We start from the raw sequence: 12,718 nt of genomic DNA, 5'->3' as shown, positions 1-12,718 counted from the left end.
AAGAACCGCACCCATGAAACTCAAGCCCCGCCCATTCCTGCTCGCCGCCGTCTGCGCCGCCTTCCTCGGCACCGCCTTCGCCGCGCCCGATGCCCGCATCGCCTCGCTCGCCGCGAAAGAAAAGCCCGCGCTGCTCGACACGCTCAAGGAGCTGGTCTCTATCGAATCGGGCAGCCGCGACCTCGAAGGCCTGGAGAAAATCTCCGATCTCATCGCCGCGAAGTTCAAGGCGCTGGGCGGCGAGGTCGAGCTGATCGATCCGAGCGCCGAGGCCTACCGCATGGACGACACGCCCGAGAAGATCGGCCGCGTCGTGCGCGCCACCTTCAAGGGAACGGGCACGAAGAAGATCATGCTCATCGCGCACATGGACACGGTCTACACCGTGGGCATGCTCAACAAGCAGCAGTTCCGCATCGAGGGCGACAAGGCCTACGGCCTGGGCATCGCCGACGACAAGCAGGGCGTGGCGGTCATCACCCACACGGTGGCGATGCTGCAGGCGCTGAAGTTCAAGGAGTACGGCACGCTCACCGTGCTGATCAACGGCGACGAGGAAATCAGCTCGCCGGGCGCACGCGCGCTCATCACGCGGCTGGGCGGCGAGCACGACGCGGTGATGTCGTTCGAAGGCTCCTCCATCAAGGACGACAAGCTTTCGCTCGCGACCGCGGGCATCGCTTCCGTCACCCTGCATGTCGCGGGCAAGGCGTCGCATGCGGGCTCCGCGCCCGAGCTGGGCGTGAATGCGCTCTACGAACTCTCGCACCAGATCCTGCAGATGCGCGATCTCTCGGACCCCGCCACCGGCCTCAAGATGAACTGGACCATCTCGAAGTCGGGCACCAACCGCAACGTCATCCCGGCGTCTGCCACCGCAAGCGCCGACGTGCGCGTGCTCAAGGTCGCCGACTACGACCGCATCGAGCAGCAGGTCAACGAACGCGTGAAGAAGCAGCTGATTCCCGAAGCCAAGGTCGAGCTCAAGTTCGAGCGCCGCCGTCCGCCGCTCGAGGCCACCCCCGCCTCGATCGCGTTCGCCAAGCATGCGCAGGCGATCTACAAGGACGAGCTCGGCCGCCCGCTGGGCGCCGACGACAAGGCCGCCGGCGGCGGCACCGATGCCGCCTTCGCCTCGCTCAAGACCAAGGCGCCCGTCGTCGAGCGCTTCGGCCTGCAGGGCTTCGGCGCGCATTCGGCCGATGCCGAATACGTGCTGGTCGATTCCATCGAGCCGCGCCTGTATCTCGCAACGCGCATGGTGATGGACATTTCGCGCGGCAAGACCGGCGGCAACTGATCCGCCCGGCCCCTTCATGCGGCTGCGCCACATCGAGGTCTTCAACGCGATCATGCTCACGGGGAGCGTGAGCTCGGCGGCGCGGCTCATCAACATCACGCAGCCCGCGGTGAGCCGCACCTTGCAGCATGCCGAACTGCAGCTGGGCTTTCCGCTGTTCCAGCGCGCCAAGGGCCGGCTCTCGCCGACCACCGAGGCGCTCACGCTGTACCCGCACATCGAGCGCCTGTTCGCGCAGCTCGACGAGGTGCAGCGGCTGGCTGCCAACCTCAAGGCCGGCAGCGATACGGGCGAGTTGCGCATCCTGAGCGTGCTCGCGCTGAGCTACGAGATCTTGCCGCGCGCGCTCAAGGCCTTCCGCGAAAAGCATCCGGGCTATGCGATCACCGTCGAGTCGCTGCATTCGCCGCAGATCATGTCGGCGCTGCTGCGGCAGGAGGCCGACGTGGGCTTCGCCTTCAGCCCCGCGGTGCATCCCTCGCTCACGCAAGAGACGCTGGCCGACAGCCGCATGGTGTGCATCGCCCCCAAGGGCATGCTGCCGCGCGCGCTGGTGCGCAACGGCTCGGTGGCGCTGCACGACCTGGTCGACCGGCCGGTGATCGGCCTGGACAGCCGCGACCCCGTCGGCACGAGTCTCAGCCAGGCCTGCCGGCAGGCCGGCGTCGGCTTCCAGCAGGCGGTGGTGACGGTGCAGACTTATCACGCGGCGCTGGCCATGGCGCACCACGGGCTCGGCGTAGCGCTGGTCGACGGCTGCACCGCGCGTTCGGCGGATCGCGAGAAAGTTGATGTGCTCACGCTCGAGCCGCACATCCCGGTGCCGGTTCGCGCATTGCGCTTCACCGGCCGGCCCGATTCGGTGGCAGTGCGCGGCATCACGCGCTGCATGCAGCAGGCGATCCAGGAGACGCTTTAGGCGCGCGGCAAAAAATACGCCTGAAGGGCTTCGTCGGCGCCCGTCCTCGACTTCTCGAGAATCTCCGGGCCCAGGCCCGTTCCCTGGACCGAGAAGAAGTGCAGATCCTTCAGCCCGATCTGGGCCAGGATGACGGTCAGGTACGGCGTCAGGAAATCCTGCTGCCGCGCGTACTCCCCGGAAAAACTGCCGCCCGAAGCCACGGCGATGAACACCGGCCGGTCGCGGAGCAGGCCCACCTTGCCGCCCGGGCCTGTGTTGAAAGTGCGGCGCGCCCGGACGACGTGATCGATCCACGCCTTCAGCGCGGAGGGCACGCTCAGGTTGTGCATCGGCGTTCCGATGACCACGACATCCGAATCCTCCAGCTCCCGGATCAGTTCATCGGATTGGGCAACGGCCCCGTCCTGCGTGATCTGCGCCGTGGCCGAATGCTGGCCGAGCGCGTAGTTCGCGTCGATGTGGGACAGGGCGTTGCCGCCGATCACACGCTCCATCACTGTCGCAGCCGGCTCGCGGCCCATCAGGCGCGCGACGATTTTTAGTGAGAGCCGGCAGCTCTCGGAGGTTTCCCCGCGGGGGCTGCAGACGATATGCAGGATCTTCATTGCGACCACTTCCAAGTTCTTGTGAAAGCGGAAGTCTAGGAAGCACATGGCCTATCTCATAGAGCCATGAATAAAGATTAAGGGTGATCCATAATTTGACATGACGACTGTCGACAAGACCCCCTCCATCTCGCCGCTGGACCCGACCGCGGCTGAGCCTTACTACCGGCAAATCTACGAGCGGTTCCGCAGCGCCATTGCCAGCGGGTTGCTCAAGCCGGGCGACCGGATTCCCTCGGCGCGCGCGCTGACCAAGGAACTGGGCCTGGCCAGGGGCACCATCGACACCGCGTACTCCCTGCTGGCCGCCGAGGGGTACATCCAGGCCCGCGGCCAAGCCGGGACCATCGTCACGCCGGGCCTCAAGCCGCGCACGCCCGTGGTCACCCCGTCGCCCGTGATCGACACCGGGACGTCGTCGATCGGCTTTCGTCCGTATTCCATCCTTCCGTTCCAGATGGGCCTGCCCGCGCTGGACGAATTTCCCCGAAAGATATGGGCCCGCCTCGGTGCGCGGTGCGCGCGCGCCATGCAGCCGTCCGACATGACGCATCCCTCGGTCTACGGGCAGCCCGCGCTGCGTGCGGAAATCGCCGCCTACCTGCAGGTGTCGCGCGGCATCCACTGCGCGGCATCGCAGGTGTTCGTGACCTCGGGATACCGGCACTCCATCGAGCTGATCGCCCTTGCGCTGCTCAAGGCGGGAGACCGCGTGTGGCTCGAAGACCCGGGCTATCCGCCCACGCGGGAGCTGCTTGCGCAGATGCAGATCGCGGGCGTGCCGGTGCCGGTGGACGAGGACGGCATGGTCATTGCCGAAGGCGTCAGGTCGGCGCCGCGTGCGCGTGCGGCCGTGGTCACGCCGGCGCACCAGAGCCCGCTGGGCGTGTCCTTGTCCCTGCAGCGGCGACTGGCGTTGCTGGACTGGGCGGGGCGCAACAACGCATGGATCGTCGAGGACGACTACGACGGCGAGTACCGCTACGTGAGCCGCCCCCTGCCAGCGCTCAAGAGCCTGGACCGCGACGGGCGCGTGCTCTATGCGGGCACCTTCAGCAAGGTGCTTTTTCCGAGCCTGCGGCTGGCCTATCTCGTGGTGCCGCAGGCGCAGGTCGAGCGCTTCGAGCAGATCATCCAGACCTTCGCGGGCGGCAGCCCCGAACTCACGCAGTCCATCGTCACGGCCTTCATCAAGGAGGGCCACTTCGCGCGCCACATCCAGCGCATGCGCAAGCTCTACGCCGAGCGCCGCGAGGCGACGAGCGCGGGCCTGGCAAGCGTGCTGGGCCAACGCGTGCGCATCGACGCGCTGCCCGGCGGCATGCACCTGATCCTGCGGCTTGCGGGCCGCCAGTCGGACCGCAAGCTCATGCTGCGCATGCGGGAAGAGGGCGTCTTCGCGGAGGCGCTGTCGGAATGGACGCAGGGCGGCAAGGGCGCCTCGGCATTGCTCGTCAACTTCACGAACATCGATTCCCGGGCGACGGCCGAGAAACTGGGAAAGCGCATCCAGGCCCTGATGTAGTTCGAGGAATCATGGCCTAGAACCGGATGCGGTTCATGGCTCTTCTGAGCTGGACCAAGATCTCCGACGATAGAGTCCTTCTCAATCAGCACACACAAGGACTCCTCATGAGCAATCGCATCGACTACGCCAAGATTTCGCCCGACGTCTACAAGGCCTTCGGCGGGGTGTATGTCGCCGTCCAGAAAGGCGGCCTGCCCAAGCAACTGGTCGACCTCGTCTACCTGCGCGTGTCGCAGATCAACGGTTGCGCCTACTGCATCGACATGCATTCGCGCGACCTGCTCAAGTCGGGCCTTGCGGTCGACAAGCTGGTGCTGGTGCCCGTGTGGCACGACGCGGGCGCGGTGTTCAGCGCACGCGAACGCGCGGCGCTCGCCTGGGCGGAAACCGTGACGCGCGTCGCCGAGACGGGCGTTCCCGATACCGACTACGAAGCCGCCACCGCCGAATTCGGCGACAAGGAACTGGCCGATCTCACCTATGCGATCAGCCTGATGAACGCCTTCAACCGCTTCGGCGTCACCTTCCGCTCGACGCCCGCCGCCACGGTGGCCGCTGCGGCTGCGGCCTGAAGCGCCATGGCATGGACACTGCTCGGCATCGCCGGGCTTCTCGAGATCGTCTTCGCCTTCGCGATGAAATCGTCCGAAGGCTTCACGCGGCTGGTGCCCGCGCTGTTCACCGTCGGTGCGGGCCTGTCGAGCGTGGTGCTTCTGGCGCTCTCGATGCGCACGCTGCCGATGGGCACGGGCTACGCGGTCTGGACCGGCATCGGCGCGGCCGGCACCGCGATCGTGGGCATGGTGGTGCTGGGCGACTCGGCCGCGCCGATGCGGCTCTTGTGCATCGCGCTCATCCTGGCGGGCGTGATCGGGCTCAAGCTGGTCACGGGCGACTGACGAAGGAAGGGGCGGGCATCGCCCCGCGCCATAATCCGGCGCCATGCACGTCCTTCGAACCCTCTGCTTCCTGCGCCGCCTGGCGCTGGCATGGTTCATGGCCTCGCTGCTGGTCGCGGGGGCTTCGCCTCTCGTGAACCCGCAGGCGATGGAGCTGGTGTGTTCCGCCACTGGCAGCGTCAAGCTCATCGTGCAGGGCGACGATGGTCCCGCCGAGATGGGCATGGCGGCGATGGACTGTCCGCTGTGCATGGTCTCCGCGCTGCCGCCTGCCGCCGCGCAGGTGACGCTGCCCACGCCGCTGCCGCTGGGCCGCGCGCTGCAATCGATTCCCGCTGCCCGCATCGCGGCAGCCACGGCCTCGCCGCTGCCGGCGCGCGGGCCGCCCGCGCTCTCCTGAACTCCCGCATTTCCTCCACCTGACGTTGCTTCTGGGCACGCGGTGGATCTTCGGTCGTTCCGCGGCCGGTGCTGCGTTGTCGCCCTGTCGGGCTTGCGCGCGCCGCCGCCAGAGAGATTCCATGTCCCGTATTCCTTCCGCCCCCATGCTGGGGCTCGCGGCCCTGTTCGGCGCCGCCTGCGTGCCCGGCCTCGCGATTGCGCAAGAGACCGGTGCGGCCGGCGTGGCAGCGCGCTCGCTGCCACAGGTCGAAGTGACCGACGATGCGCCCAGCCCCAATGGCCGGCTCGACCTCGACACCCCCTCCGACACCGCCAGCCGCCTGGGCCTCACGCCACGAGAGACGCCGGCCTCGGTCACCGTGGTGAACCGCGCGGTCATCGACGCACGCGGTGCGCAGAACACACAGGAGATCCTGCGCGCCATTCCCGGGGTGACCGCGCACGACGCGCCGGGCAACATCGGCGTGAGCTACCGCGGCTTCAGCGCCGGCTCGATCGGCCAGCTCTTCAACGGCATCAACGTGCAGTATTCGATCGCCGCGCGGCCGGTGGACAGCTGGATCTACGACCGCGTCGAGGCCATCGGCGGCCCGTCGGGCTTTCTCTTCGGCTCGGGCGCGCTGGGCGGCTCGATCAACTACATCACCAAGACGCCCGAACGCAGCGACTTCGCGGAAGCGCGGCTGCGCTTGGGCACGCAGCACCTGCAGGAAGCTTCCTTCGGGTTGAATCGCCGCGTGGCCGGCGATGGCGGCGTGGGCAGCCACTACGCGCGCATCGACGTGAACCACCGCGATGCCAACGGCTGGACCGACGGCACCGGCAGCCGGTCGACGCAGCTCGCGGCCTCGCTGCTCTCGGACCTGGGCGGTGGCCTCAAGCACACGCTGGCCTATGAGTTCCAGGACGAAAGCGTCGACCGGCCCTACTGGGGCACGCCGGTGCTCAACCCGGTGGCCGGCACGATGCGCATCGACCCCGGCATCCGCTTCAAGAACTTCAACAGCAGCGACGGACTCTATGCGCAGCGCGTGCAGTGGCTGCGCTCGGTCACCGAATGGCAGGCCACCGATGCGCTGCAGTGGAAGAACACCTTCTACGCCTACGACGCGCTGCGCGACTACCGCAACGTCGAGAGCTACCGCTACAACCCGGGCAACACCGCGGTGATCCGCTCGGGTGCGTTCTTGCAGCGGCACGACCAGGACGTGTGGGGCAACCGGATCGAGGGTCTTTACAAGGGCCGGCTCGGCAGCCTGAAGAGCGACTGGTCCTTCGGCCTGGACTTCAGCGTGAACCGGCAGACGCGCTTTCCCAACAGCCTTCCGGGCACGCTGAGCACGGTGAATCCATACGCCTTCACCGTCGAGCGCTTCTTCGAGGTGAAGGGCATGGTGCCCGGCTTCCGCCCCGACCGCGACAACAAGGTGCGAACCACCGCGCTCTACCTGGAGAACCGCACCGCGCTGATGCCTTCGCTGCATCTGGTCACGGCGCTGCGCCACGAGCGCATCGACCTCGACCTGGTGAACCGCCGCACGGTGGACGCGGCGAATCCCGCCACCTTCCACCGCGGCTACAAGCCCACGACCGGGCGCATCGGGCTGGTGTGGGATGTGGCGCCGGGCGCGAGCCTGTATGCGCAATACGCCACGGCGGCCGACCCGCCTTCGGGCGTGCTCTCCACCGCCTCGTTCGCCGACGTGCGCAACAACAGCGAACTCACCACCGGCCGGCAGGTGGAGGTCGGCACCAAGCTCGATTTCTGGCAGGGCAAGGGCACGGCCACGCTCGCGGCCTACGGCATCCGCCGCAACAACATCGCGTCGCAGGACCCGAACAACAGCGCGCTCACCGTGCTCGTGGGCGAGCAATCGTCCAAGGGCGTGGAGTTGGCGCTGGGCCTGCAGCCGACGCGGCAGTGGTCGCTGCAGGGCAACCTCACCTACGTGGATGCGCGCTATGAGCGCTTCACGCAGGGCGGCGTGTCGCTCGCGGGCCGCACGCCGACCAACACGCCGGCCATGGTTGCGAACCTCTGGGTGTCGCATGCGTTCACGCCCCGCCTGGAGGCCAGCGTGGGCGTGCGGCACGTGAGCAAGGTGTACGCCGATGCGGCGAACACCGCGAGCTGGCCGGGCTACACGCTGCTGGACCTCGGGCTGAGCTGGAAGGTGAGCAACACCGTCACCGTGGTCGGCCGCATCCGCAACGCGACGGACCGCATCCACGCGGTGAACGTCGGCAGCACCTTCGCCTACCTCGGCGCACCGCGCACGGCGGACGTCTCGCTGCGCGTGGCGTTCTGACCCCAGGGAGAGATGCTGTGCATGCCAAACGCTGGTTGTTCCTCGTCCACCGCTGGCTGGGCGTGGTTGTCTGCGCCTTCTTCGCGATGTGGTTCGTCTCGGGCGTGGTGATGATGTACGTGGGCTACCCGAAGCTCACCGAGGCGGAGCGGCTGCAGCACCTGCCGCCGCTGGATGCGACAGCGCCGTTGCTGGGACCACGGCAGGCACTCGATGCAGCCGGCATCGCCGGCCCCCTGCGCGAGCTGCGGCTGGCTGCGGCCAGCGGCGGGCGCGCGGTGTATCTGGCGGTGCCTGCACGCGAGGCCGAGGCCGGTCGTCGCCGCATGCCGCCGGGCAGCGGCACGGTGGTGGTCGATGCCGAAACCGGCGCCGTGCTGCGCGATGTGGACCGCGCCCGCGTGCTCGCGAGCGCGCAGACCTATGCGGGAGCGGGCGTGCCGCTCGACTACCGCGGCACCATCGGCGAGGACGCTTTCACCCATTCGCGCGGGCTCGACGCCCATCGCCCGTTGCATGTCGTCGACCTCGGTGATGCAGATGCCACGCGGCTCTACCTGTCGGGCAAGACCGGCGAGGTGGTTCGCGATGCACCGCGTGCGGAGCGGCTCTGGAACTACGCGGGCGCGTGGATCCATTGGCTGTATCCGCTGCGCGGCACGGGGCTGGACCGCTACTGGGCGGATATCGTCAACTGGCTTTCCATCGTCGGCATCGCCGTCACGCTCACTGGCACGGTGGTGGGCGTGATGCGCTGGCGTTTCCGGCGAACCTACAAGAGCGGCTCGCACTCGCCGTACCAGGGCTTCATGATGCGGTGGCATCACATCACCGGGCTGCTGTTCGCGTTGGTGACGCTGACGTGGATCTTCAGCGGGTTGATGTCGATGAACCCGTGGCGCGTGTTCGACAGTGGCGCACCGGCGTTGCGAATGGAGGCGATGAACGGCGGGCCGCTCGTCGTCGCCGCGCAGGACGCGACGCCCGCCGCGCTGCTGGCTTCCGCAGGCAACGGTGTGCGCGAACTGCGCTGGGTGCGCGTCGCAGGGCAGACGCTGGTGCTAGCGAGCACGGGCAGCGGCCGGCCGTCGGTAAGCGACGCGCAGACCGCCCAGCCGCACACTCCCGACCCCGAATTGCTGCGCACCGCAGTCGCCCGCTTGCTGCCCGATGCCGTCGAACGCATCGACGTGCTCTTTGCCTACGACAGCCACTACTACACCCGCGAGCCGCACACCATGACGGGCGGCACCGACAAGCCCTTGCCCGTCTGGCGCGTGGTGTTCGCCGATGCGCATGCCACCTGGGTGCATGTCGATCTGCACACCGGCGCGGTGATCGGCCGCTCCGACGACATGCGGCGTCTGAGCCGCTGGCTGTTCGCGATGCTGCACAGCTGGGACTGGCTGCCGCTGCTTGACCATCGCCCGGTGTGGGATGTGCTGCTTGTTGCGCTGAGTCTGGGCGGCGCGCTGCTGAGCTTGACCGGCGTGGTGATCGGCTGGCGGCGCCTGGGCCGCAAGCTCAGGGCGTCGGCGAAGAAGGCGCCAGCGTCTGTGCGACCCGCAGCGCCGAGCCGAAGGCCAGCGTGAAACCCAGCGCGCCGTGGCCGGTGTTGAACAGCATGTTCGACGGCGCGCTTTCCAGCCGCCCGATGATCGGCAGGCCCTTCGGCGTCGCAGGCCGCATGCCGGTCCACGGGTGCAACTCTTCGAGCCGGCTCGCATGCGGGAAGAGGGCGCGCGTGGCGGTCGCCAGCGTTTCGATGCGCGTCGCCGGAATGCTCGCGTCGTGCCCCACCAGCTCTGCCATGCCCGCCACCCGCAGGCGCGAGCCGATGCGCGCGAACACCACCTTGCGGGCGCTGTCGGTCACGTTCACGGTCGGCGCCGCGCCGGGCGAAGGATCGACCTCCACCGTGATGCTGTAGCCCTTGAGCGGGTATACCGGCAGGTAGGCGCCCAGCGCCCGGCCGAGCTTGTGCGAGGCCGAGCCCAACGCCATCACGAAGGCATCGGCCTCGATGTCGCCCTGGCTGGTGTTCACTGCGGCGATCTGATGGCCGTTGCGTGCGAAACCGTGCACGTCGGTGCCGAGCAGGAAGCGAACGCCGCGCGCCTGGAGCATGCGCATCAGCTCTGCGCACACCTTCAGGCAATCGGCCGCGCACTCGCTTGGCGTGTAGACCGCGCCGGCCATCTGGCCGCGATAGCTCGCGAGCGCGGGCTCGATCGCGATGCACTCATCGGGCGAGACGATGCGCTGCTCGCTGCCCATGGTGCGCTGCAGTTCGAGCTGCGCACGCGCGCCCTCGAGCGAGGCCGAGCTGGCGTACAGCACCAGCTTGCCTGTGGCCGAGAAGTCGCAGTCGGGCGCGATGTCGGCCTGCATCGCCTCGAACTCGGTGCGGCTCGATGCGGCCAGCATCAGCAGCTTGGCCGTGGTGTCGCGCGAAGTCCCCGCATTGCAGGCCGCGAGAAATTCCATGCCCCAGCGCCACTGCAGCGGGTCGAGCTGCGGCCGCAGCTTGAGCGGGGAGGTGGGCGAGAGCAGCAGCTTGGGCAACTGCTTCCAGATCGACGGATCGGCCAGCGGCTGCACATACGAGTAGCTCAGCTGTGCACCATTGCCGCCGCTCGCGCCGGCGCCGGGCGCCGCGCGATCGATCACCGTGACCTGGTGGCCCCGGCGTTCGAGCTGCCAGGCGGTGGCCAGGCCCACGATGCCGGCACCGAGCACACACACATGCATGAAGGCAACTTTCGGGGAGTGAAGAAGAGACTGCTTCGACTGTAGGGGTGCCCCGCACCGCCCGGAAATGCCAAAAGAACCCCCGCCCATAACCTTTGGGCATGACCCCGGGGTTATTTGGAATTGTCGCGATGTGTCACTCCTTCTTACACTGCGCTTCTGTTCAATCCAACCGAATGAAGGCTCGAATGAAACTCTCCGTCCTGATGGCATCCATGGCTGCCGCGGTGCTCTTCACCGCCACCGGCGCGCAAGCCGCCGACACGCTCGCCAAGATCGCCGAGTCCGGCAAGATCACGCTCGCCTACCGCGAGTCGTCGGTGCCCTTCAGCTACCTGGACGGCCCCAACAAGCCGATCGGGTTCTCGGTGGAACTTTCCAACGCCGTGGTCGAAGCGGTGAAGAAGAGGCTGAACAAGCCCAACCTGCAGGTCTCGCTGATGGCGGTCACCTCGCAGAACCGCATTCCGCTGATCACCAACGGCACCATCGACCTGGAGTGCGGCTCCACCACCAACAACAGCGCGCGCGGCAAGGACGTGGCCTTCGCGGTCAATCACTTCTACACGGGCACGCGGCTCCTGACGAAGAAGTCCTCCAAGATCAAGGACTACGCCGACCTCGCCAAGAAGACCGTGGCCAGCACCACCGGCACGACGAACGCGCTGGTCATGCGCAAGTACAACGCCGACAAGAACCTCGGCATGGACATCGTGCTCGGCAAGGACCACGCCGATGCGTTCCTGCTGGTGGAGAGCGACCGCGCCGTCGCCTTCGCGATGGACGACATCCTGCTGTTCGGCCTGATCGCCAATTCCAAGAGCCCGGCCGACTACGAAGTGGTGGGCGAGTCGCTGCAGGTCGAGCCCTACGCCTGCATGCTGCCCAAGGACGATCCGGCCTTCAAGAAGCTGGTGGACGACACCTTCATCAACATGATGAAGAGCGGCGAGTTCGAGAAGCTCTACACCAAGTGGTTCATGCAGCCGATTCCGCCGAAGAACGTGCCGCTGAACCTGCCGATGAGCGATCAACTGAAGGAAAACCTCAAGGCATTCAGCGACAAGCCGGCAACTTGAGCTCGCCCCCAGGCTGCGCGCACTTCGTGTCGCTTCGCCCACCCCCTACCGGGGGCAATACCAGCGGCCCGGCAAAGCCGGTTCCGCGGTATTCCTGAAACAGAGAAAGACCATGGCTTCGACGAACGTAGTTGGCATCTTGGGGGGCATGGGCCCCGCGGCGGGCGCCGACTTCGTCCGGCTCTTCGTGCAGGCCTGCGCGCAGCAGATGCGCGCACGCGGCGAACCGGTGCGCGACCAGTCCTTTCCCGAACACTGGCTCGCCCAGGTGCCGGTGCCCGACCGCACCGGCGCGCTGGCCTCCGACACGAGCGGCGCGCACCAGCCGCTGGAGCCGATGCTGCAGGCGCTGGGCCGGCTGGCCGCGCTCGGCAGCCGGGCCGTGGCCATCGCCTGCAATACCGCGCATGCCTGGCATGCGAACCTGCAGGAGCGTTTTCCGCAGGTCGAGCTGCTGCACATGGCGCGAGAGACCGCGCAGCAGCTGGCCGCAGAGGGTGCAACCGAGGTGGCGCTGATGGCCACCGAGGGCACCTACCGCGTGCGTCTTTACGAACAGGCGCTGGCCGAAGCGGGGCTCGGTTGCCACGTCCCGCTGGCCGACGAGCGCCAGACCATCATGCGCGGCATCTTCGATGGCGTGAAAGCCGGCAACATGCCGCTGGCGGAGCAGTGCTTCTCCGAGGTCGCGCTGCGGCTGGCCGAGCGGCACGGGCCGGTGACCATCATCATGGGCTGCACCGAGGTGCCGCTCGGGCTTCAGGGCTCGGCCGCAGTGGCCGGGCTGAGCCTTGTCGATCCGGCTGCGGTGCTGGCAGCCGCGCTGGCCCGCCGCGCGTACGGGGCGGTGCCCCAACCCCACTGAATTCCCGGTCATAGAGGCGGACGGCGATTTCGCCTACATTGCGGCGTGCGTTTTTTCG

Annotated in this window: 12 protein-coding genes; 10 read left to right on the top strand and 2 right to left on the bottom strand. The window is 67.7% G+C overall.

Going from position 1 to position 12,718, the window contains the following annotated elements:
* The first annotated feature begins 13 nt into the window (after positions 1-13).
* Together ACSFA7_RS22450 and ACSFA7_RS22445 are read left to right on the top strand one after the other, a co-directional pair.
* A complete protein-coding gene (locus ACSFA7_RS22450; RefSeq protein WP_435501411.1) occupies positions 14-1,300 on the top strand; it encodes a M20/M25/M40 family metallo-hydrolase in 1,287 nt (428 codons plus the stop codon).
* A gap of 16 nt (positions 1,301-1,316) precedes the next feature.
* The gene (locus ACSFA7_RS22445) at positions 1,317-2,219 is read left to right on the top strand and encodes a LysR family transcriptional regulator (RefSeq protein WP_435501410.1); all 903 of its coding nucleotides are present in this window, start codon (positions 1,317-1,319) and stop codon (positions 2,217-2,219) included.
* Here ACSFA7_RS22445 and ACSFA7_RS22440 read toward each other — a convergent pair.
* Complete coding sequence (locus tag ACSFA7_RS22440) at positions 2,216-2,827, bottom strand: FMN-dependent NADH-azoreductase (protein WP_435501409.1); 612 nt, start codon at positions 2,825-2,827, stop codon at positions 2,216-2,218. The two genes, ACSFA7_RS22445 and ACSFA7_RS22440, sit on opposite strands and share 4 nt — an antisense overlap.
* Before the next feature lie 100 nt (positions 2,828-2,927).
* Here ACSFA7_RS22440 and pdxR point away from each other — a divergent pair, with 100 nt between their 5' ends.
* The 6 genes from pdxR to ACSFA7_RS22410 all read left to right on the top strand — a co-directional run bounded on the left by pdxR (position 2,928) and on the right by ACSFA7_RS22410 (position 9,557).
* Entirely contained in the window at positions 2,928-4,352 is a 1,425-nt protein-coding gene (gene pdxR, locus ACSFA7_RS22435; RefSeq protein ID WP_435501408.1) for a MocR-like pyridoxine biosynthesis transcription factor PdxR, read from the top strand.
* Between the two features lie 107 nt (positions 4,353-4,459).
* A complete protein-coding gene (locus ACSFA7_RS22430) occupies positions 4,460-4,927 on the top strand; it encodes a carboxymuconolactone decarboxylase family protein (RefSeq protein WP_435501407.1) in 468 nt (155 codons plus the stop codon).
* 6 nt (positions 4,928-4,933) lie between these two features.
* Positions 4,934-5,254, top strand: coding sequence for a quaternary ammonium compound efflux SMR transporter SugE (gene sugE, locus ACSFA7_RS22425; RefSeq protein WP_206177921.1), 321 nt, complete (start codon positions 4,934-4,936; stop codon positions 5,252-5,254).
* Positions 5,255-5,297: 43 nt separating this feature from the next.
* Positions 5,298-5,654 (top strand): DUF2946 family protein, encoded by a 357-nt coding sequence (locus tag ACSFA7_RS22420; RefSeq protein ID WP_435501406.1) that lies wholly within the window; start codon positions 5,298-5,300, stop codon positions 5,652-5,654.
* 121 nt (positions 5,655-5,775) lie between these two features.
* Positions 5,776-7,965, top strand: a complete 2,190-nt coding sequence (locus ACSFA7_RS22415; RefSeq protein ID WP_435501405.1) for a TonB-dependent receptor — start codon at positions 5,776-5,778, stop codon at positions 7,963-7,965.
* 17 nt (positions 7,966-7,982) lie between these two features.
* Entirely contained in the window at positions 7,983-9,557 is a 1,575-nt protein-coding gene (locus ACSFA7_RS22410; RefSeq protein WP_435501404.1) for a PepSY domain-containing protein, read from the top strand.
* On the opposite strand, the gene ACSFA7_RS22405 is transcribed toward ACSFA7_RS22410, so the two are convergent.
* Positions 9,490-10,716, bottom strand: a complete 1,227-nt coding sequence (locus ACSFA7_RS22405; protein WP_435501403.1) for a D-amino acid dehydrogenase — start codon at positions 10,714-10,716, stop codon at positions 9,490-9,492. The two genes, ACSFA7_RS22410 and ACSFA7_RS22405, sit on opposite strands and share 68 nt — an antisense overlap.
* 188 nt (positions 10,717-10,904) lie before the next feature.
* Here ACSFA7_RS22405 and ACSFA7_RS22400 point away from each other — a divergent pair, with 188 nt between their 5' ends.
* Both ACSFA7_RS22400 and ACSFA7_RS22395 read left to right on the top strand, forming a co-directional pair.
* Positions 10,905-11,795 (top strand): transporter substrate-binding domain-containing protein, encoded by an 891-nt coding sequence (locus tag ACSFA7_RS22400; RefSeq protein WP_435501402.1) that lies wholly within the window; start codon positions 10,905-10,907, stop codon positions 11,793-11,795.
* Positions 11,796-11,907: 112 nt separating this feature from the next.
* Complete coding sequence (locus tag ACSFA7_RS22395; RefSeq protein ID WP_435501401.1) at positions 11,908-12,660, top strand: aspartate/glutamate racemase family protein; 753 nt, start codon at positions 11,908-11,910, stop codon at positions 12,658-12,660.
* The last annotated feature ends 58 nt before the right edge of the window (positions 12,661-12,718 follow it).

It is taken from the genome of Variovorax trehalosi (assembly GCF_051216415.1).
Lineage (GTDB): Bacteria > Pseudomonadota > Gammaproteobacteria > Burkholderiales > Burkholderiaceae_C > Variovorax.
This window is presented reverse-complemented; position numbering and strand designations above follow the sequence as displayed.

What these genes read in the sequence shown, in the direction of transcription:
- ACSFA7_RS22445 (WP_435501410.1), top strand. Translation starts at nt 1,317, where the DNA reads ATGCGGCTGCGCCACATCGAGGTCTTCAACGCGATCATGCTCACGGGG.
- ACSFA7_RS22395 (WP_435501401.1), top strand. Translation starts at nt 11,908, where the DNA reads ATGGCTTCGACGAACGTAGTTGGCATCTTGGGGGGCATGGGCCCCGCG.
- ACSFA7_RS22440 (WP_435501409.1), bottom strand. Translation starts at nt 2,827, where the DNA reads ATGAAGATCCTGCATATCGTCTGCAGCCCCCGCGGGGAAACCTCCGAG.
- ACSFA7_RS22400 (WP_435501402.1), top strand. Translation starts at nt 10,905, where the DNA reads ATGAAACTCTCCGTCCTGATGGCATCCATGGCTGCCGCGGTGCTCTTC.
- ACSFA7_RS22430 (WP_435501407.1), top strand. Translation starts at nt 4,460, where the DNA reads ATGAGCAATCGCATCGACTACGCCAAGATTTCGCCCGACGTCTACAAG.
- sugE (WP_206177921.1), top strand. Translation starts at nt 4,934, where the DNA reads ATGGCATGGACACTGCTCGGCATCGCCGGGCTTCTCGAGATCGTCTTC.
- ACSFA7_RS22415 (WP_435501405.1), top strand. Translation starts at nt 5,776, where the DNA reads ATGTCCCGTATTCCTTCCGCCCCCATGCTGGGGCTCGCGGCCCTGTTC.
- ACSFA7_RS22405 (WP_435501403.1), bottom strand. Translation starts at nt 10,716, where the DNA reads ATGCATGTGTGTGTGCTCGGTGCCGGCATCGTGGGCCTGGCCACCGCC.
- pdxR (WP_435501408.1), top strand. Translation starts at nt 2,928, where the DNA reads ATGACGACTGTCGACAAGACCCCCTCCATCTCGCCGCTGGACCCGACC.
- ACSFA7_RS22420 (WP_435501406.1), top strand. Translation starts at nt 5,298, where the DNA reads ATGCACGTCCTTCGAACCCTCTGCTTCCTGCGCCGCCTGGCGCTGGCA.
- ACSFA7_RS22450 (WP_435501411.1), top strand. Translation starts at nt 14, where the DNA reads ATGAAACTCAAGCCCCGCCCATTCCTGCTCGCCGCCGTCTGCGCCGCC.